We start from the raw sequence: 19,629 nt of genomic DNA on the forward strand, positions 1-19,629 counted from the left end.
GGCTTACTCGAAACGCTTCGGATAGGGCAGCCACACGGCCTGGCCGTTGACGCGCACGTAGGGCTTGCCCTCGTATTCGATGACCTGTGCGCCGGCGGTTTCGGAGACCGGTTCGGTCGCCGGCAGGCCGGCAACCAGCGTCGCCAGGTCCGCTGCGCTGGGTGCGCTCTGTGCTGCGTACAGGCGCGATACCAGCTCAGACAGGGCCAGGAAGCTCGATGGCTGCGCGACATGCAGCGGCCCGTCGCCGGCCTGCAGATCCATGCCGATCAGCTTCAGGCCGACTGGGACCTGGGTGATCGAGGCACGAGGAATCTCGCGCATTCCGGCGATCTGCATCCTGTCGCCATGCAGCGCGGCGCCGTGCTCCGGGACGATGAGCAGCGCGACGCGCCGACCGCTGCGCTCCAGTTCGTCGATGAAGCTGTCCAGATCGCCCAGCAGGCGCTGGGCCCGCAGCTTGTAGTCCGCCGACTGGGCCTGACCGTCAGGCCCGAGTATGCGGTTGCCGTCGTGCAGGCTGATGCTGTTGTAGAACAGCCCCACGTGCGATTCGGTTAGCGACTGGCGGTGCTTCCACCAGCCTCGCAGCACGTCGAGGTCACGGCTGATGGGGGAGCCGTCGAAGCCGGCCATGGCGCGTGGGAAACGCTGGCTCGGCAGCGCCGGTTGCGGCAGGCCCTGGGCGGTCACATCGTCGCTGAAGCCGTCGAAGCGCCCGTTGTGGTTGAACAGGGTTTCGGCGTGAAAGCCGAGGTTCGCCAGGTTCTGGAACAGCAGGCACTGCTCGGGCGCCGGCTGGTAGAGCGCCTGGTGGCGCGGCTGGCCGCAGCTGGCGCGTAGCAGGCGGATCGCTGCCGGCCCGCTGTAGGAGGTGGCCGAGTTGAAGCGATCGAAGAGCACGTCCATTCGCTCGAACAGTGCATTTTCCTTAAGTCCGACGGCATCGAGGTCTTCCCAGGCGAGCGAGCAGACATTGACCACCAGGACGTCGAATGCGGCGGTCTGCTCGTTTCGCGGAGGGAACAGCGTCTGGCGGCTGGCTTCGCTGTCGAAAAAGCGCTGCAGCCAGTTGTCCAGCGTGGTGGTGTCGGCCACCGTGCGCTCCGTCGGCACACTGGATGCGACGGCGGTGGCCACCTGTGGTGCGCTCGGGACGAGCGCCGGTACGGCGGTGGGCAGCCAAAGCCAAAGCAGCCCGAGCAGGGTGAAACTGGTCATCCGTAACCACTGGAACAGATAGCTGTAACCGATTAACAGCAGGACCAGAACGGCGATGGCCTGCCAGTCCAGAAAACGCCCGGCCAATTCCAGCAGGTACGCCGGAGTGAAGTCCAGCACGCCCGGCTGCGCCAGCAGGCGCTGGAACGGAGGCAGCCAGGTTTCCTGATACAGCAGCGCGGCTCCGGCCGGAATGGCGATTATCTGCCGGGTGCCGCGTAACAGCATGCCGGGCAAGGGGATGCTGAGCAACGCAGCCAGCACTATGTTGGGCAGCGGCTGGATATCCACCAGGCCGAGTGCGAACAGTACGAACTTGCCGATGAAATACAGGTTCCAGTGGCCCAGGCCGGGCCAGCGGCTTGCATGGCCGGTATGCAGGGAAGGTGGCTGCGGGACAGTCATGAGCGCTCTTCCCGCGTGCGCTCCGAGCGGTAGCGAACGCCCGTGCGGCGAAGATGACGGGGCGGCAGCAACCGGTCGAGCCGTGCGAGCAACGGCTGCCAGCAGCTTGCGAGCAGCCATCCGAGGAGTGCACCCACGCCGATGAAGAGCAGGGCCAGTTCGAGCAACGAGCCGCTGGTCACGAGTGGGATTCCTTGCTCAGTTCGAGGCGCACGGCCCTGGGCGCGAGCATCTTGACTGCCGGAGGCTCGGGTTCGGATGACTTCGCCATCGAGGGGCTGAACTGTTCCTCGAGAAATAGCGGACTGCCAAGCGCGTCCAGGCCGGCGAGTCGCTCGAAACTGACAAACAGCTCCTGCCAGCTCAGCGGGAAAATATTCTCCAGCGCAGCTTCCACGGTTTCGCTGCGGCATGCGAACAGGAACAGGTAGAGTCCGCCCGCGGTGAGGCAGGCAATGTCTCCCTGACGGCGGAAGCGCGATTCGGCGATCAGGCTTTCAGCACCGAGACCGGGCAGTGGCCGCATGTGCAGCAGGCTGTGCTCCAGTTCTCCGAAATCCTTGGCCGCCCACATGTGTCGCACCGCGTCGGCGAAGGCACGAGGCGTCAGCCGGCCGCGTAGTGGCAAAGGCTTCGAGCGGTCGAGACTGTCCGTGATATCGGCCGGGCTCTGGCGCTGCCAGACATGGCCCTGGATGCCGTCGATGAGCGTGAACATGCGCGACGGCGGCGTACCGAACGGCACCACCAGCGAAGCACCGGCGGCGATCAGCAGCTGGTCGTCACGGTAGCGAAGGCAGGGTGTCGTTTCTCGTACGATCAGTTTCAGCTTGCTGCCGCTGGCGCGGCGCAGGCTATCCAGCGCCACGGCCAGTTCGTCGACTTCTCCGCTGCGGCCTATGCCGAGGACGATCGTGGCGTGGCGGGCCGTTGCGGCACGATGCAGCAACTGGTGCCTGTCGGGATACACGTACCAATTGAGCGGATCTGCCATGCTGCCTTCCAGCGCGCTTCGCTCGGCGTGGACCTCGTTACGGTCCGGCGCCGCCTCGTCTTCCGACGCTGCCTTCGCCAGCAGCTGGAGAGTCTGGAAGCCATTTTCCTGCTCGACGAGGAGGATCTCGCGCGCGCCCTCTGAGCGTGGCCGGCTGTGCCAGTAGTGGACGGTGAGCCGGGGCGCACCCTGTTCCCGGTGGAGCTGGGCAAATCCCGAAAGGCCGGGAATTCGACCGGACAGCTGCCCGGCTAGGCCGGCCGGGTCACCTTCGGATACGATCAGCAGCGTCGCGCTCCGGCGCGTCAGCCAGGCCTGGAGCATTTCTGCCCACTGTGCCAGTGCGCTAGTGGAGAAGACCTCGCTGGGCAGGGCGATGATGATCAGGCGATGCTCCACGCGAGTGGCGCGGTCGAGTTCCGATGGCAGCAACCGCCGCATTGCGCTCATGCGCTTGCTGGATATGGTCAGGAGGACCAGCTCCCGGGGGCCCTGTTCAGGCTGGAGATCGCGCAGCAGCTCCAGCTGGCAGTTGGCCGAGCTGACCAGGATCGCGCGCTCTCGGGGCGCGCCGATCAGTGCCTGGCGCAGCATGCGGACGGCGTCATGCGGCTGTGTGGCCTGCAGCCACTGGATGGTGCCGATCGCGTAGGTCAGCGTGCCCAGCAGAAGGTCTTCGGTACCCAATGATGCCGGACGCATTTCGGAAACACGATGACTCAAGGGGACACCTGCGGTTGGACGTCTGATGTGGGGACAGCTGGCTATCGGCCAGGTAACTGTCCGGCTTTATAGCGCTGGCACTGCAGCTCGTCGGATGCGATGCAAATAATGTCAAAATAATATCAACGGTGCCTGATCATGCCAATAATGCGTTCCGCCCTGCCGAACAGTTGAGCCGAAGAAACCGATGAATAGTGAACCCGTCGACGACATTGCGGATGCAACCGGGCTGAAGTCCGGATCCGGTCCGGCACGCTTGCTCAAGGCGCTGGGCTACTCCGTGTCCGGTTTCGCAGCGGCCTGGCGCCACGAGGCGGCGTTCCGGCAGTTGGCATCACTGGGCGCCGTCCTCTTCGTTGCAGCGTTTTTCGTGACCGACGTGCCGCTGGAGCGAGCCATCCTGATCGCCCCGATCCTTCTGTCGCTTGCGATTGAGCTGATCAATTCGGCAATCGAGGCCACCGTCGACCGGATTTCGCTGGAGCTTCATCCGCTTTCGAAACGGGCGAAGGACCTGGGTAGTGCTGCGCAACTCATGGCGTTGCTGAGCATTGCGCTCGTATGGCTGCTGGTACTGTGCGGCTGACGCCGCGCAACCGCGCCGCACGGCGAAAAATCTGCTAACAATGGCTGTCGGTAGGGCCGGCCAACACTGCGCAATAATGCGCCGTCGACCATCTGGGAGTTTTCATGAGCAGCACTGCGCAAGCCAACGAAGGCGAAAAGATCCTCATCGTCGATGACGATGCCCGTCTGCGGCGTCTGCTCGAGCGCTTTCTCGACGAGCAGGGCTATCGCGTCCGTACCGTGGAAAACACCGAGCAGATGGACCGCCTGCTCGGTCGCGAGCTGTTCCAGCTGGTGGTGCTCGACCTGATGATGCCGGGCGAGGACGGCCTGTCGGCCTGCCGTCGGCTGCGCGAGGGCGACAATCAGATTCCGATCATCATGCTCACCGCCAAGGGTGACGAGGCCAGCCGCATCCAGGGCCTGGAGCAGGGTGCCGACGATTATCTGGCCAAGCCCTTCAACCCCCGTGAGCTGCTGGCTCGCATCCGCGCGGTGCTGCGCCGGCAGGCGCCGCAGGTGCCGGGTGCGCCGGGCAGCGAGGACGAGACGGTCACCTTCGGCGAGTACGAACTGTCGCTGGCCACCCGTGAGCTGAAGAAGGGCAACGAGGTGCACATGCTCACTACCGGTGAATTCGCCGTGCTCAAGGCGCTGGTGCAGCATGCCCGCGAACCGCTGACCCGCGACAAGCTGATGAACCTCGCCCGCGGTCGCGAATGGGATGCGCTGGAGCGCTCCATCGACGTGCAGATCTCCCGGCTGCGCCGGCTGATCGAGCCAGACCCGTCCAAGCCACGCTACATCCAGACTGTGTGGGGTGTGGGCTACGTGTTCGTGCCCGATGGCAACAAATGAAGCGGCAAGCCGTAGGTTGGGTGGAGTCGCGTAGCGGCGAAGCCCAGCGTAGTGGCTTGCGGCGGTCGCCAATTCCTGCCAAGTCGGGCCATCCGGTCATGTTGGGCTTCGTTGAGCTCAACCCAACCTGCGAACGTCTATGAAAACCCCGCTGTGGTTCCCGCAGAGTTTCTTCGCCCGCACCCTGTGGATGGTGCTGATCGTGGTGCTGTTTTCCAAGGTGCTCACTCTGGTCTACCTGATGACCAACGAGGATGTGCTGGTGGATCGGCAGTACAGCCACGGTGCGGCGCTGACCCTGCGAGCGTACTGGGCCGCCGACCTCGAGGATCGCGAGCGCATCGGCCGCGCAGCCGGCCTGCAACTGGTGGCAGAACAGAACGTTCCGCGCAGCGAATACCACTGGCCCTACACCGAGATCTTCCAGCGGCAGATGCGTGATGAGCTGGGCGACGACACCGAGGTACGGGTACGTATCCAGCCGTCCACGGCCATCTGGGTGCGCGCACCCAGCCTCGGGTCGGGTTGGGTGCAGGTTCCGCTGTACGCCTATCCGCTGCGCGGCCAGCGCATCTGGAGCGTGCTTGGCTGGTTCCTCGGTATCGGCCTGCTATCAACGGGGGCGGCCTGGATCTTCGTCAGCCAGCTCAACCTGCCGCTCAAGCGGCTGGTCTACGCTGCGCGGCAGATCGGCAAGGGCCGCCGCGTACGCCTGCCGATCAGCGACACGCCGAGCGAAATGACCGAGGTCTACCGTGCCTTCAACCAGATGGCCGAGGATGTCGAGCAGGCCGGCCGCGAACGCGAGCTGATGCTCGCCGGCGTCTCCCATGATCTGCGCACCCCGCTGACGCGCCTGCGGCTTTCGCTTGAGCTGATGGCCAGCGACGACGAGCTGACCGAAGACATGATCCGTGACGTCGAGGACATGAATGCCATCCTCGACCAGTTTCTCGCCTTCGTGCGTGACGGCAGCGACGAGCCGGTGGAAACCACCGACCTCGGTGAACTGATCCGTGAAGTGGTGGCGCCCTACAACCAGCAACGGGAGATCGTCCGCCTGTGCGTCGAGACGATGCCGCCGTTCGCCCTGCGCCGGGTGTCGATCAAGCGGCTGCTGGTCAACCTCATCGAGAACGCGTTGCGCTACGGCGGTGACGGGGTAGAGGTGGCGGCCTACGTGTCGGGGGACCAGCATGCCCCCTACGTGGTGCTCAGCGTGCTCGACCGTGGCCCTGGCGTCGATCCCGGTGAGCTGGAAGGTATCTTCAATCCCTTCATTCGCGGCGATCGCGCCCGCGGTGGCCAGGGCGCCGGGCTCGGGCTGGCGATCGTCAAGCGCATTGCCGCGCAGCATGGCGGTATCGTCGAGCTGCGCAATCGCGAAGGTGGCGGGCTGGAGGCCCGCGTCAGCCTGCCGCTCGGATTGCTGCTGCCGCGTGATGCGATAAAGCACTGAAGCAGCGGCCAACTGCAAGTCTCAAACGGCAATAAAGAGCAGGCGAGTGAGTGCCCTGCCATTGCGCTTTTACTTGCCGCTGCTTTTCAGCCTTTTCCCTTGGTCCGGGTCAGGTGCGGCCCGCCGTTCTTTTCCAGGTACTGGATGATCAGGCCGGCGACGTCCTTGCCGGTGGTTTCCTCGATGCCGGCCAGGCCGGGCGAGGAGTTCACCTCCATCACCAGCGGGCCGTGGTTGGAACGCAGGATGTCGACACCGGCGACGTTCAGGCCCATCACCTTGGCCGCACGGATGGCGGTCATGCGCTCTTCCGGGGTGATCTTGATCAGGCTGGCCGAGCCGCCGCGATGCAGGTTGGAGCGGAACTCGCCGGGCTTGGCCTGGCGCTTCATCGCCGCGATGACCTTGTCACCCACCACGAAGCAGCGGATATCGGCACCGCCGGCTTCCTTGATGTACTCCTGCACCATGATGTCCTGCTTGAGGCCCATGAAGGCCTCGATCACCGACTCGGCGGCCTTCTCGGTTTCGCAGAGCACCACGCCGATGCCCTGGGTGCCTTCCAGGACCTTGATCACCAGCGGGGCGCCATTGACCATCTGGATCAGGTCGGGAATGTCGTCCGGCGAGTGGGCGAAGCCGGTCACCGGCAGGCCGACGCCGCGCCGTGACAGCAGTTGCAGCGCACGCAGCTTGTCGCGGGAGCGGGCGATGGCCACCGACTCGTTGAGCGGAAACACCCCTTGCATCTCGAACTGGCGCAGCACCGCGCAGCCATAGAAAGTCACCGAGGCGCCGATGCGCGGGATCACCGCATCGAAGCCTTCCAGCGGTTTGCCGCGGTAGTGGATCTGTGGCTTGTGGCTGGCAATGTTCATGTACGCGCGCAGCGTATCGATCACCACAACCTCATGGCCCCGTTGCTGGCCGGCTTCGACCAGGCGACGGGTGGAATACAGGCGCGGATTGCGCGACAGCACGGCGATTTTCATTGAGCACCGGAAGAAGTGAGGATCAGGGGTTTGTCCTGGATGTAGGTTCGCGACGGGTCGATCAGCCACTGCCCGTCGATCAGCGCCTTGGAGCCGAGCAGCAGACGGTAGCGCATGGTCTTGCGACACGTGAGGGTAAACTCCACCGGCCACACGTGGCTGCCCAGTGCCAGCAGCGTACGCACCACGTAACGCGTCTGCACCTGGCCGTTGGAGCTCTTGATCAGCTTGCGGGTGACCAGCGGCGCCTCGCAGCGGTGGCGGCTCTGAACCAGCGTGCCCAGATGAGCGGTGAAACGGACCCAGCGCTGGCCGTCGCGTTCGAATTCGCTGATGTCGGTGGCGTGCAGCGCCGATGTGCTGGCCCCGGTGTCGACCTTGGCGCGCAGGCCCACCACGCCGAGGTCCGGCAGGGCGATCCATTCACGCAGACCGATCACGGTGTGGGGGTCGAGTCTCTTCAATGGGGGCGTCCGAAAAATTTGCCGCATTCTAGTCGGCGTACATGACAACTGCATCCGTCTGTAACAACCTAGAACCACGAATACAGACCGAGCTGGCCGATGACTGAAAAAGACGACGACAAGGTGCGCCTGGACAAGTGGCTATGGGCTGCACGCTTCTTCAAGACCCGCGCACTGGCCAAGGCGGCCATCGAAGGTGGCAAGGTGCACTGTCGAGGCGAGCGCTGCAAGCCGAGCAAGGAACCCAAGGTGGGTGACGAGCTGGTGGTTCGCATAGGCTTCGACGAGCGCACGCTGGTCATCCGTGCGCTGTCCGCGGTGCGCCGTGGTGCTCCCGAGGCGCAGGCGCTCTATGAAGAGACGCCGCAGAGCCTGGCTGCGCGCGAGGAAGCGGCTGCGCAGCGCAAGGCGGGTGCGCTGGGCATGCAGACCGACGGACGGCCGAGCAAGAAGCAGCGTCGGCAGATCCAGTACCTGCGTGACTTCAAGCCCGGCTAGTCAATCAATGCAGGCGATCGGTGCCGCCACCCGGCAGTCGCCCTTGGTCCGGACGGGCTTTGCGCCTAAAATCGCCGCTTCCTCCGCCGTTTCCTGCGAGTCCGGGCATGTCCGACCAAACTCAGCGTTTTCTCTTCGATGATTCCGATGTTCGCGGCGAAGTCGCCACGCTCGAGGAAAGCTATCAGCACGTGCTGGCCAAGCACGCTTACCCGGAGCCGGTCGCGCAGCTGCTCGGCGAACTACTGGCCGCCGCCGCCCTGCTGGTCGGCACGCTCAAGTTCGACGGGCTGCTGATCCTCCAGGCACGCTCCAGCGGCGCCGTGCCGTTGTTGATGGTCGAATGTTCCAGCGCCCGCGATGTACGTGGCATTGCCCGCTATCACGCCGAGCAGATCCAGCCGGGTGCGAGCCTCGCCGAATTGATGCCGGAAGGCATGCTGGCGATCACCGTCGATCCGGCCAACGGCCAACGCTACCAGGGCATCGTCGGTTTGGACGGGGTCAATCTGGCCCAGTGCCTGACCAACTATTTCGCCGCTTCCGAGCAGTTGCCGACGCGCTTCTGGCTGAATGCCGACAGCCGCCGGGCCTGCGGCCTGCTGTTGCAGCAGCTGCCGGCCGATCGCATCAAGGATCCGGAAGAGCGCGACGCCAGCTGGCAGCATCTGCGTACCCTGGCCGATACCCTGACCGCCGAGGAATTGCTGGGGCTGGACAGTGAAACCGTGCTACATCGCCTGTACCACGAAGAGCAGCTGCGCCTGTTCGACGCCTTGCCGATTCGCTTTCGCTGCAGCTGTTCGCGGGAACGCTCGGCCCGTGCACTGGTCAGCCTGGGCGAGATCGACGCCCAGCAGCTGGTGGCCGAGCAGGGCGGTGCGGTGAGTATCGACTGCCAGTTCTGCAACGAGAAGTACACTTACGATGCCGCCGACGTCGCTCAACTGTTCGCCGGCGGGGGCAGCGACGCGCCCTCGGATACGCGCCACTGATCAGCCATTGCCGACTGCGGGACGCGTCGGGCCGGGCCTTGGCGCGTTCCCTAACGCTAGCTGGATGGCGCTCGGCGCCAGCAATGAACTATTTGGCCATCACGGCCTCATACCCAGCGCGGCGCATTATCTGGCATAATCGCGCGCACTTTTCGATGTAGCTCGTCGTTCGGCGGGCTACAACAGCATGGAGGAATCGGCCCAGGGCCGACGGGAACACTCATGACGCAAGCCACCAACGCCGTGTACACCGACATCAGCACCGCTCAACTGATTGAAGAAGCCGTCAAGCGCACGGAGGGCGAACTGTCCGCCAATGGCTCTCTGGTGGTGAAGACCGGGCACCGCACGGGTCGTTCTCCGGCTGACCGCTTCATCGTCGAAGAGCCCAGCACCCAGCACAAGATCGCCTGGGGCCCGATCAATCGTCCGTTCCCGGCGGGCAACTTCGAATCCCTGTGGAATCGTGTCGAAGCCTATATCGGCGAGCGTGACAGCTTCGTGTCTCATGTCCATGTCGGTGCCGATCCCGAGCACTACCTGCCGGTCAAGATGACCACCGAAACGGCCTGGCACAACCTGTTCGGCCGTTGCCTGTTCATCACCCCGGAACAGTTCAACCCGGCGGGCCTGAGCGAGTGGCGCATCCTCAACGCGCCTTTCTTCCAGTGCGTACCGGAGCGTGACGGCACCAATTCCGATGGCTGCGTGATCATCAACTTCGCCGAGAAGAAGGTGCTGATCGCCGGCATGCAGTACGCCGGTGAAATGAAGAAGGCGATGTTCTCCGTGCAGAACTTCCTGCTGCCGGACGTCGACGTGCTGCCGATGCACTGCGCCGCCAACATCGGCGAAGATGGCGACACCACCCTGTTCTTCGGTCTGTCCGGTACCGGCAAGACTACCCTGTCGGCCGACGAGAGCCGCTACCTGATCGGCGACGACGAGCACGGCTGGGGCGTTGGCCGCGTGTTCAACATCGAGGGCGGCTGCTACGCCAAGTGCATCGACCTGTCCGAGAAGAACGAGCCGGTGATCTGGAAGGCCATCAAGTTCGGCGCCGTGCTGGAAAACGTGGTGCTCGACGAGCGTACCCGCCTGCCGGACTACGCCGATGCCAGCCTGACGCAGAACAGCCGTGCCGCCTACCCGCTGCAGCACGTCGAGAAGCGTTCCGAGAAGAACCTCGGCGGCGAGCCGAATGCGGTGATCTTCCTGACCTGCGACCTGACCGGCGTACTGCCGCCGGTGTCGATCCTCAACAACGAGCAGGCCGCCTACCACTTCCTTTCCGGCTACACCGCGCTGGTCGGTTCCACCGAAATGGGTTCGGGCAGCGGCATCAAGTCGACCTTCTCCACCTGCTTCGGCGCGCCGTTCTTCCCGCGTCCGGCCGGCGAGTACGCCGAACTGCTGATCAAGCGCATCAACGGTTTCGGCTCCAAGGTCTACCTGGTCAACACCGGCTGGACCGGCGGTGGCTACGGCGTCGGCAAGCGCTTCAACATCCCGACCACCCGTGCGGTGATCGCGGCGATCCAGAGCGGCGCGCTGATCGGTGCCGAGACCGAGCACCTGCCGATCATCAACCTGGACGTGCCGAAGGCCGTCGCTGGCGTCGACACTCAGTTGCTGAACCCGCGCAACACCTGGGCCGACAAGAGCGCCTACGATCAGGCCGCGAAGGAACTGGCAACGAAGTTCGTCGAGAACTTCAAGAAGTTCGACGTCTCCGACGCCATCCGCAACGCCGGTCCGCAGCTCTAAGCTGTCCGCTGCGTCATCGAAAAAGCCGCCTTCGGGCGGCTTTTTCGTTTGGGCCGGATGGCAACTCGGATCAAAGGTGTCGATGATTCTTATCGGACAAGGCGCATGGATTCGATTGGTCGGTGCCCTTAGCATGGCGCCACTGTTTTCTCACGAGGAACCGCCATGAACACTGAAGAAGCCATCCGCACCCGTCGCGCCGTCAAAGCCTACGACCCGAGCTTTCAGCTCAGCCGGGAGGAGAAGGACGAGCTGCTGCAATTGGCATTGCTGGCACCCTCTGCCTTCAACCTGCAGCATGTGCGCTTCGTCGAAGTCAGTGATCCGGCGCTGCGTGCGCAGATCCGCGAGGTGGGCTGGAACCAGGCGCAGATGACCGATGCCTCGATGCTGGTCGTGGTCTGCGCCCAGGTCGACAGCTGGGAGAAGAACGTGCGCCGCGTCTGGGAGGGCGCGCCGGCTGAGGTGCAGGACTACATGGCCGGTGCGATCGACAACTATTATCGCGGCAAGCCGCAGACGCAGCGTGACGAAGCCATGCGCAGTTGCGGCCTGATGGCGCAGACCTTGATGCTCGCCGCCCGCGGCAAGGGCCTGGATTCCTGCCCGATGGATGGCTTCGATTTCGACGCGGTCGGCAAGCTGATCAACCTGCCGGACAACCACGTTATCGCGCTGATGGTCGCGGTGGGCAAGCGTGCTGCCGAGCCCAAGCCGCGCGTGGGCAAGCTGCCGTTCGACGAGGTGGTCATCCGCGACCGTTTCTGAGCGCATCCCTGCAACGGGAGGGGAGCATGTGCTGTGCTCCCCCCCGTCTGATCCAGTTGCGCGCTCTATTGGCTCAGTTCTGGATCTTGCAGGCTTCAGACAGCGTCCGATAGGTCAGCCTGCGCTCTGCACCCGTGGTATCGCGATAGGTCATCAGCGCGTCGGTCACTTCGCAGTAGGGTGTGGGTTCGATCCTTATCGAGGTGACAGAAGCGACATCCAGCTTCGTGCCATAGGTATAGATTTCGGCTGCGCCGTTGTCGGCCTGGGCGAGGGAGGAAAAAAGCAGGGCAGTGGCAATAAGGGTTTCACGCATCGCAGGGCATCCTGTTCTGGTTTATGGGCGGTCCTGTTCGCGTGCCGAATCACTCGACCCGGCGTCGCTTATGTTTTTTCAGGAGCCGGGCAATCGTAGAGCTAGATAGTCACCTAACGATAATTGACGATTGCAATCCTGCCGATTGACCGAAATGGCTAGCCGTTTCGTTCGCGTCTTGTCCCCGGCACGCCCTGCACCCTGCGGCGGCAGCGCGTAGGGTGGATGTCGCTTTTCACATCCACCGTGACGCCAGTGCAGCTATTTGGTGGATCGGTGAAGCGTGATCCACCCTACGCCCCCCGCGCCTTGCTACCCTCCGGCCCTCCAGTCAACGGAGTGACTCAGCATGATCGAACAGACCCTCAGGCAGACATTCGGCTACGACGGCTTCCGCCCCGGCCAGGAACAGGCCATCCGCGCCGTGGTGGCGGGACGCTCGGCCGCCGCGATCTTCCCCACCGGCTCTGGCAAGTCGCTGTGCTATCAGCTGCCGGCACTGCTGCTGCCGTACCTGACCCTGGTGGTCTCGCCGTTGCTGGCGCTGATGCAGGACCAGCTGGCTTTTCTGCACAGGCACGGCATCGCTGCCGGAAGCATCGATTCGGCGCAAAGCCGCGAGCAGGCCAGCGAAACCATGGCGCGGGCCAAGTCCGGGGAGCTGAAGATCCTGATGATTTCCGTGGAGCGGCTGAAGAACGAGCGCTTTCGCCACTTCATCGGCCAGGTACCGATCTCGTTGCTGGTGGTGGACGAGGCGCACTGCATCTCCGAGTGGGGGCACAACTTCCGTCCCGACTACCTCAAGCTGCCCGACTACCAGCGCCAGTTCGGCATTCCCCAGGTGCTGCTGCTGACCGCCACGGCGACGCCGCCGGTGATCGCCGACATGCAGGCCAAATTCTCGATTGCCGCAGACGACGTGGTGACCACCGGCTTCTACCGGCCCAATCTCAATCTGCTGGTGGAGCCGGTCAGTGGCTTCGCCAAGCAGCGTCGGCTGGTGGAATGGCTGGGCGACAAGGGCGGCCAGCCGACCATCGTCTACGTCACCCAGCAGAAGACCGCCGAGCAGGTCGCCGAGCACCTGGCGCAGCGCGGCTTTCCGGCCAGCGCCTATCACGCTGGCATGGCCCACGAACTGCGTGAAGCGATCCAGCGGCGCTTCATGCGCGGCGAGCTGAACTGCATCGTTGCCACCATCGCCTTCGGTATGGGCATCGACAAGGCGGACATTCGCAACGTGGTGCACTACGACCTGCCCAAGTCGGTAGAGAACTACAGCCAGGAGATCGGCCGCGCCGGGCGCGATGGCCAGCCTTCCGACTGCCTGGTGCTGGCCAATCGCGACAGCCTCAGCGTGCTGCAGAACTTCGTCTACGGCGATACGCCGGAACGCGAGGGCATCCGCTGCGTGCTCGACGAGCTGCTGCAGACCGGTGCCGGCGGGCAATGGGAGCTGATGCTCAACCAGCTGTCGGACCAGAGCAACATCCGCCAGTTGCCGCTGAAGACCCTGCTGGTGCAGCTGGAACTGCGCGGCATCATCGCACCGCGTTTTGCGTATTTCGCCGAATACCGATTCAAGTACCTGCTCGAGCCCGAGGCGCTGGTGGCGAAGTTCGAAGGCGCGCGGCGGCAGTTCGTCGAGGCCATCGTGCACACTTCGGCGCGGGCACGGACCTGGTGCACCCTGGATTTCGACGCGCTCTACCAGCAGTACAACGCCGACCGCGCACGGGTGGTCAAGGCGCTGGAGTACTTTCAGGAAAAGGGCTGGATCGAACTGGAGAGCAAGCAGATGACCGAGGTCTACGCATTGCTCGATCAGCGCTTCGATGCCGAGGCACTGAGTGGCGAACTGCACGCCTATTTCAAGCAGCACGAAGCGAGTGAGATCGCCCGTATCGACAACATGCTGGCGCTGTTCGAGTCCGCCGAGTGCCTGAGTCAGCGGCTGGCCGCCTATTTCGGTGATCGCCAGGCGCCGCAGCGCTGCGGACATTGCTCGGTCTGCCGCGGGCAGGTCGCGCAGCTGCCCGAACCGCCTGCGCGGTCGCCGCTCGCCGAGATAGACCTCGAGAGCCGCTGCGCCGACTTCAGCCAGCGCTACCGACAGCTCAAGGGCGACGCGCCCAGCGCCGAATGCCTGACGCGCTTCCTGTGCGGCATCAGCGTGCCCTTGTTCACCCGGCTCAAGGCGCGCCAGATTGCCGGATTCGCTTCGCTGGAGGCCTATCCCTACGCCGAGGTACGCCAGCGGCTGACAGCTTAGCGCGCGGTCAGGCCGATCAGCCGGTCGGCCACGCCTTTGGTCTGGCGCGACGTGTCGGCAGTCAGGTTGCTGGAGTTTTCCAGTGCATCGAGCAGGCCGGTCAGCGAGCCGACGCCCGCCGATTGCGTTTCGATGTGCTGCGCCACCGCGCGGATCTCGCTGGCCAGACGGTCGATGTCGGTGCCAATCTCTTCGGCATTCTTGCCGGTGATCTCGGCCAGCTTGCGCACTTCGTCGGCCACCACGGCGAAGCCGCGGCCCATGTCGCCGGCACGTGCCGCTTCGATCGCAGCGTTCAGCGCCAACAGGTTGGTCTGTCCGGCGATCTGCTGGATGGTCTGCACCACCGACTGGATGCGCAGGCTCGACTGCGCCAGGTCGCGGGCACTGCTGACGACCTCGTCGGCCTGATGAACCATCTGTTTGACCGAGCTGCCGGCCCGTTCGATGACGCTGCCCTGCTCGGTGATGTTGAGTGTCAGGTCGTCCATCGAACCGTGCAGTTCACTGGCGCACTGGCTCAACTGGGCGGACAGCGCATACCGCTCCTCTGCCGCCTGGGACAGGACCTGGCCGAGATCGGCCAGGCCGCGGAATACCGGGCGGATGTGTTCGTCGAGGCCGTTGACGTCCACCGTACTGCTGTAGTCGTGGCACTTGAACTGCTCGATCTGCTTGACCACCACCTGGCTCAGGCCGGTGAGCTTCTTGATCTGCCGGCGCAGGAAGAAGGCCTTGAACTCGCCGTGATAAGCGATGAAGTTGTCGGTGTACTCGTCGCGGAAATCGTCCTTGCCGTTGGTGCGGAAGAAAAACACCGCGGTCAGCGTCTGGTTGAGGTTGAGTCCGAGGATCTCGCCGAAGGTGGAATAGCCCGTTACGGGCACGTCATCGAACACCGGGTCCATGCCGCCCAGTGCCTGCTCGTTGTTCAGCCGGCGCAGGATGCAGTCGTTGAGGATGCCCACCAGCGGCTTGCCGGGTTTGTTGCGCATGAATTGCTGATAGTCGCGGCGCGTGGCTTCGGCCAGCGGGGTGCGCTTGACCATGACCAGCTCCTCGCCGGGCGCCACATCGCAGAACAAGTGCACGCGTTCGTTGGCGAAGTCGATCCGCGAGATCGAGCGGACGAAGACCTCCTCGCCGACGCGGATGGCGAAGGAGTAGTCGGCGAGCCGCTGCTCCAGCTCCTGCGGTGCGCATTTGAGCGCCTCGCACAGTGCCTGCACCATGCTGCGGATATTGCCCCGGGCGTCGACCACCTGGCTGATGTAGCGGTCTTCCAGGGAGGCGCTGAGCACGCTCAGGCTGAGCGGCGTCGGCTCGAAGTTCTGGCTCTTGAACACGCCGAAGCGCACGTCTCGCGCGCACTTGAGGAAGACGATCAGCGCATGGTTCTGATAGCTGCGCTTGCCGTCGTGCAACTGGGTCTTCTGGAAGTCCAGCTTGCCACCGGCCGAGCCGCCGACGAACAGGCAGGGGAAACGCCCGGATTCGTACAGCGCCTCCATGAAGAACGACTCCGAGGCGGACAGCCCGTCGAAGAAGATATTGGCCAGGGTGTCGCGGTAGTCGATCTTCATCGACACCTGCAAGCGCTTGATCGAGGCGCTGAGCCGGGCGATGCGCTCGGCCATCGGCAGGCGCTGGCCCTGGCCACGGATGTCCTCGCTGGCCAGCGGTACCTGCACCACTTCGGCGGCGGCGATGACGCTGGCGTCGAACAGCTGCAGCACCACCCGGTCCCATTGCTCGCCAGTGCCGCAATAGAGCCGCTGGCCCTCACTGGACAGCTCGCCGGCAGTGCTGCAGAGGCTGATCGCCGCCGCCGGGAAACGCTGCGATACCTGCTTCGCCACATGATCCAGATCGAGGTGGGGGGAAACGAATCCGGCGATGTAGGTCGGGTTGAAGCGCAGCGCCGCCAACCGTTGCTCGAGCTGCTGCGCGGAGCAGAGCAGGCTCGCAGTACCGTTGGTTTGCGTGTGGCCTGGCTTGAAGCGGGAAAGCGAAATCATGGGCGGTACTCACGCTCTGACTGATCGGCAGTGGATCAGGCTATTTCGATATCGGTGCCGACGATGTGCTCCGCATGCCACTCGGCGCGTCATCTATCGTCAAGTTATCGGCCGCTGGCTGAAAGATCGCCATGCCACCATGGTCTTCATCCCGAAGTACTGGGTTGGCTGGCGTTCCGACTTGCCATGGCTCAATTGACTTCGGCTGCGCTTGTGCAATTGTCGGCTTGGATCAGCGACTGTTGCCGTAGTCGTTGTAGCCGATAAACCATGAAAAGCCCTCCAAGGAGCGGTCCCATGACCCGCCTGTTCATCGATCTCGGATTCCGCTGGAAAATCACGCTGCCCATCGGTGCACTGGCCATCTTGCTGATGCTGATGGGCATCGTTGGCATGCGCGGCATCGAACGTGTCGCCGATTCCAGCGAAGTACTGGCCACTCGGCATTTGCCGGCGATCGGCCTGCTGCTCAACGCCGATCGCGACCTCTACCAGGCGTTCGTCGCCGAACGCAGCCTGCTCGACAGCGATGCCGGCGAGCATGTGCAGGCGCTCAAGGCCAGCCATGCGGAAAACCTGCAGCAGGCATACGACCGGGTGCAGAAGTACGCGGCCATGCAGCCGGGTGCCGAGGCGCTGGCGCTGGTCGAGCAATTCAACCGTGGTTTTGAGCAATGGTCTGCGCTATCGCTGCGCGTCATCGAGCAGATCGGTGTGGATCATCAGGCCGCCAGCGTGCTCAGTTTTGGCGCCAGCGAAGTTCACTTCAATGCCATGCGCGACGCCATGGACAAGCTCGGCGAGCTTGAAGAGCAGGCGGCCAATGCCGAGGGCGAGGCTGCCATCGCCGAAGGTGCGAGCACTGCCACCCAGCAGGGGGCGGTACTGCTGGTCGGCCTGCTTGGCTGTGTACTGTTGGTGCTTGGCCTGCCGCTGGTGGTACTGCGCCCGATGCGCCGACTGCTCGATCGGCTGCGGCAGATTGCCGAAGGCGATGGTGATCTTCGTGCTCGCCTGGATGTGCATTCGGCCGATGAGCTTGGCCAGCTCGGCAGGGCCTTCAATCGCTTCCTCGACAAGCTGCAGCCGCTGATCGCCGAGGTCGGCCGGGTGACTGGCGAGGTGGAGACCGCGGCGCGCAGCATGGCGGCGATGGCGTCGACCAATGATCAACTGATCAGCCGCGAACACGCTGCGGTCGATCAGGTCAGTACGGCGGCGACCGAAATGAGCGCCGCGGTACATGAAGTTGCGCTCAACGCACGGAGCGCATCGGACGCCGCGCATGCCGCGCAGACACAATCGCAGCAGGGGGCTGCGGTAGTCAGCAGTACCATCCAGTCGATCCGCCAGCTGGCGCAGGATATCGAAGGGGCATCGCAGAGCATCGGTGCGCTGGCCGACGAAACCGCCAGTATCGGCGCGGTGCTCGAAGTGATCCGCGGTATCGCCGAGCAGACCAATCTGCTTGCGCTCAACGCGGCCATCGAAGCGGCCCGTGCCGGCGAGCAGGGGCGCGGGTTCGCCGTGGTGGCCGACGAAGTGCGGGCGCTGGCAGCGCGAACGCAGGATTCGACCAAGGACATCCAGGCGCGCATCGAGCGGTTGCAGAATGGCGTCGACAAGGCGGTGCAGGCCATGCAGACCGGCAGCAGCAAGGCAAGTGACAGCGTCGAGCGAGCCTCGGGTGTCGATCAGGTGCTGGCGCAGACCTCCATGGCGGTGCAACGCATCAACGACATGGCTGCGCAGATCGCCACGGCATGCGTGGAGCAGAGCAGCGTCACCGAGGAGATCGCGCGCAACATCACCGATATCCGTGACCTGTCCAACGAGGCCGCGGCGTACTCCTCGCAGGGCATGCTCGCCAGTCAGCAGCTGTCGGGACTGTCGAAGACGTTGTCGGACCTGGTCGGCCGCTTCCGCACCTGATGCCGGCCGCGCCGTATCAGGGCGAGCCGACAGCAGCCTGCCCAGGCCGCTGTCGGCGGGCAGGAGAAGCAGCTGATGCTGAATACCTGCAGCAGCCCGATGGCATAGGCCGGCAGCGATCAGGCCGGAGCATGGATGCGCGCGGCGATGTGGAGGACACGCAGGCATCGAAGCGCTGCCGGCGAAGGTGAAAGGGCGTGGGGTGTCTCGTCTGTTGCGCGCCAGTCATCACCGCGCGGCAGGCATAAGGTGCGGCGCAGTAACCCGCAGACAAAATCATATTGCCGCTATGGGCGAAGCGCCCGGCTGGTTGCGCAACCCTCAGGGATTGCCGTTCTGAAACATCGGGAAAAGCTCCCGCGTGTCGCCTGGCGGGTGTGTCGGAACGACTCGGCCATACTCATGGATCGAAGTCACAGCCGCCATCCTACCGTCCCCTGGAGCCTTCGCCATGCCCACGCGCCGTCAACTCATTCAACATTCAGCCATGCTCGCTGCGATGCTGTCGCTCGGCCCGTTGCTGGCGACACCGGTACGGGCCGCCGAAGGATTGCGCAGACGCACGATTCCCTCCAGCGGGGAGATGTTGCCGGTCGTCGGCCTTGGCACTTCGCGCACGCACGACGTCGGCCTCGATGATCCCGACATGGACCGCCTGCTCGATGTGCTGCGTGTCCTGGTCGAGGGTGGCGCCTCGCTGATCGACACTGCGCCGAGCTACGGCAATTCAGAGCGTGTCACGGGCGAGCTGGTCAAGCGGCTCGGTGAGCGCAAGAGGGTGTTCCTCGCCAGCAAGGTGTCCTCGACCGGGCGTGAACGCGGCATGGCGCAGATCGAGGCGAGCTTCAGGGCGCTGCAGACCGACACCATCGATCTGCTTCAGGTGCACAACCTGCAGGACACCAGCACCCAGCTGGGTTTGCTGCGCGAACTCAAGCAGGAGGGGCGCGTGCGCTACATCGGTGTGACCCACTATCTGGAGTCTGCCCATGACCGGCTGCTGGAAGCGCTGAAGCAGGAGAAGGTCGATTTCGTGCAGTTCAACTATTCGGTCAGCGAGCGAAATGCCGAGAAGCGGTTGCTGCCGTACTGCGCCGATAACGGCATCGCCACGTTGATCAACCGGCCGTTCACCCGCGGCAACCTGCTCTCCCGGGTCAGGGGCAAGCCGCTGCCGGACTGGGCCGCGGAGCTCGACGCCAGCTCCTGGGCGCAGTTGCTGCTCAAGTTCATCCTCGCCGAGCCGGCCGTCACCGCCGTCATTCCGGCGACCTCCAACCCACGCTACATGGCAGATAATCTGCTGGCGGGGCAGGGGCGGCTGCCGGATGCGCGGCAACGCCAGCTGATCGTCGAAGCCTTCCGCTGAGTCGGGTG

The 19,629-nt window shown here is 64.3% G+C and carries 17 protein-coding genes; 10 read left to right on the forward strand and 7 right to left on the reverse strand.

What is annotated here, in order from left to right:
* Positions 1-3: 3 nt before the first annotated feature.
* The 3 genes from bcsG to B597_RS34715 are packed head-to-tail and all read right to left on the reverse strand — an operon-like array spanning position 4 to position 3,343.
* Entirely contained in the window at positions 4-1,626 is a 1,623-nt protein-coding gene (bcsG, locus tag B597_RS34705; protein WP_024161999.1) for a cellulose biosynthesis protein BcsG, read from the reverse strand.
* Positions 1,623-1,808 carry a hypothetical protein gene (locus B597_RS34710; RefSeq protein ID WP_024162000.1) on the reverse strand — a complete coding sequence of 62 codons (186 nt, stop codon included), beginning with the start codon at positions 1,806-1,808 and terminating at the stop codon, positions 1,623-1,625. Before B597_RS34710 ends, bcsG begins: the two co-directional genes overlap by 4 nt.
* Complete coding sequence (locus B597_RS34715; protein ID WP_152028165.1) at positions 1,805-3,343, reverse strand: BcsE family c-di-GMP-binding protein; 1,539 nt, start codon at positions 3,341-3,343, stop codon at positions 1,805-1,807. Before B597_RS34715 ends, B597_RS34710 begins: the two co-directional genes overlap by 4 nt.
* 187 nt (positions 3,344-3,530) lie before the next feature.
* On the opposite strand from B597_RS34715, the gene B597_RS34720 reads away from it, so the two are divergent.
* The 3 genes from B597_RS34720 (at position 3,531) to B597_RS34730 (ending at position 6,227) form a co-directional block, all read left to right on the forward strand.
* Entirely contained in the window at positions 3,531-3,929 is a 399-nt protein-coding gene (locus B597_RS34720; protein WP_024162002.1) for a diacylglycerol kinase, read from the forward strand.
* A 104-nt stretch (positions 3,930-4,033) separates the two neighbouring features.
* On the forward strand, positions 4,034-4,768 hold the full coding sequence (gene ompR / locus B597_RS34725; protein WP_024162003.1) for an osmolarity response regulator transcription factor OmpR: 735 nt from the start codon (positions 4,034-4,036) through the stop codon (positions 4,766-4,768).
* A 139-nt stretch (positions 4,769-4,907) separates the two neighbouring features.
* Positions 4,908-6,227, forward strand: coding sequence for an ATP-binding protein (locus B597_RS34730; protein WP_024162004.1), 1,320 nt, complete (start codon positions 4,908-4,910; stop codon positions 6,225-6,227).
* An 86-nt stretch (positions 6,228-6,313) separates the two neighbouring features.
* Here B597_RS34730 and rimK read toward each other — a convergent pair whose 3' ends face one another.
* Together rimK and B597_RS34740 are read right to left on the reverse strand one after the other, a co-directional pair.
* A complete protein-coding gene (rimK, locus tag B597_RS34735; RefSeq protein ID WP_003281074.1) occupies positions 6,314-7,219 on the reverse strand; it encodes a 30S ribosomal protein S6--L-glutamate ligase in 906 nt (301 codons plus the stop codon).
* Positions 7,216-7,683 carry a retropepsin-like aspartic endopeptidase RimB gene (locus B597_RS34740; RefSeq protein ID WP_024162005.1) on the reverse strand — a complete coding sequence of 156 codons (468 nt, stop codon included), beginning with the start codon at positions 7,681-7,683 and terminating at the stop codon, positions 7,216-7,218. The genes rimK and B597_RS34740 overlap by 4 nt, the downstream gene beginning before the upstream one ends.
* A 99-nt stretch (positions 7,684-7,782) precedes the next feature.
* Between B597_RS34740 and B597_RS34745 the strand changes: the two genes are divergently transcribed.
* The 4 genes from B597_RS34745 to B597_RS34760 all read left to right on the forward strand — a co-directional run bounded on the left by B597_RS34745 (position 7,783) and on the right by B597_RS34760 (position 11,711).
* Entirely contained in the window at positions 7,783-8,181 is a 399-nt protein-coding gene (locus B597_RS34745; protein WP_024162006.1) for an RNA-binding S4 domain-containing protein, read from the forward strand.
* Between the two features lie 107 nt (positions 8,182-8,288).
* On the forward strand, positions 8,289-9,176 hold the full coding sequence (hslO, locus tag B597_RS34750) for an Hsp33 family molecular chaperone HslO (RefSeq protein WP_024162007.1): 888 nt from the start codon (positions 8,289-8,291) through the stop codon (positions 9,174-9,176).
* A gap of 222 nt (positions 9,177-9,398) precedes the next feature.
* The gene (locus tag B597_RS34755; RefSeq protein ID WP_024162008.1) at positions 9,399-10,943 is read left to right on the forward strand and encodes a phosphoenolpyruvate carboxykinase; all 1,545 of its coding nucleotides are present in this window, start codon (positions 9,399-9,401) and stop codon (positions 10,941-10,943) included.
* 165 nt (positions 10,944-11,108) lie between these two features.
* Positions 11,109-11,711 carry a nitroreductase family protein gene (locus B597_RS34760; RefSeq protein WP_024162009.1) on the forward strand — a complete coding sequence of 201 codons (603 nt, stop codon included), beginning with the start codon at positions 11,109-11,111 and terminating at the stop codon, positions 11,709-11,711.
* A gap of 73 nt (positions 11,712-11,784) precedes the next feature.
* On the opposite strand, the gene B597_RS34765 is transcribed toward B597_RS34760, so the two are convergent.
* The gene (locus B597_RS34765; RefSeq protein WP_024162010.1) at positions 11,785-12,027 is read right to left on the reverse strand and encodes a DUF2790 domain-containing protein; all 243 of its coding nucleotides are present in this window, start codon (positions 12,025-12,027) and stop codon (positions 11,785-11,787) included.
* Positions 12,028-12,376: 349 nt separating this feature from the next.
* On the opposite strand from B597_RS34765, the gene B597_RS34770 reads away from it, so the two are divergent.
* The gene (locus tag B597_RS34770) at positions 12,377-14,302 is read left to right on the forward strand and encodes a RecQ family ATP-dependent DNA helicase (protein WP_024162011.1); all 1,926 of its coding nucleotides are present in this window, start codon (positions 12,377-12,379) and stop codon (positions 14,300-14,302) included.
* On the opposite strand, the gene B597_RS34775 is transcribed toward B597_RS34770, so the two are convergent.
* The gene (locus tag B597_RS34775) at positions 14,299-16,320 is read right to left on the reverse strand and encodes an FIST N-terminal domain-containing protein (RefSeq protein ID WP_024162012.1); all 2,022 of its coding nucleotides are present in this window, start codon (positions 16,318-16,320) and stop codon (positions 14,299-14,301) included. The genes B597_RS34770 and B597_RS34775 overlap by 4 nt on opposite strands.
* A gap of 297 nt (positions 16,321-16,617) precedes the next feature.
* Between B597_RS34775 and B597_RS34780 the strand changes: the two genes are divergently transcribed.
* Positions 16,618-18,252: a methyl-accepting chemotaxis protein gene (locus B597_RS34780; RefSeq protein ID WP_024162013.1), complete on the forward strand. Its 1,635-nt coding sequence runs from the start codon at positions 16,618-16,620 to the stop codon at positions 18,250-18,252.
* A 451-nt stretch (positions 18,253-18,703) separates the two neighbouring features.
* The gene (locus B597_RS34785; RefSeq protein ID WP_024162014.1) at positions 18,704-19,621 is read left to right on the forward strand and encodes an aldo/keto reductase; all 918 of its coding nucleotides are present in this window, start codon (positions 18,704-18,706) and stop codon (positions 19,619-19,621) included.
* Positions 19,622-19,629: the final 8 nt, after the last annotated feature.

Origin of the sequence: Stutzerimonas stutzeri KOS6, from assembly GCF_000307775.2 — a bacterium.
GTDB classification, from domain to species: domain Bacteria; phylum Pseudomonadota; class Gammaproteobacteria; order Pseudomonadales; family Pseudomonadaceae; genus Stutzerimonas; species Stutzerimonas stutzeri_B.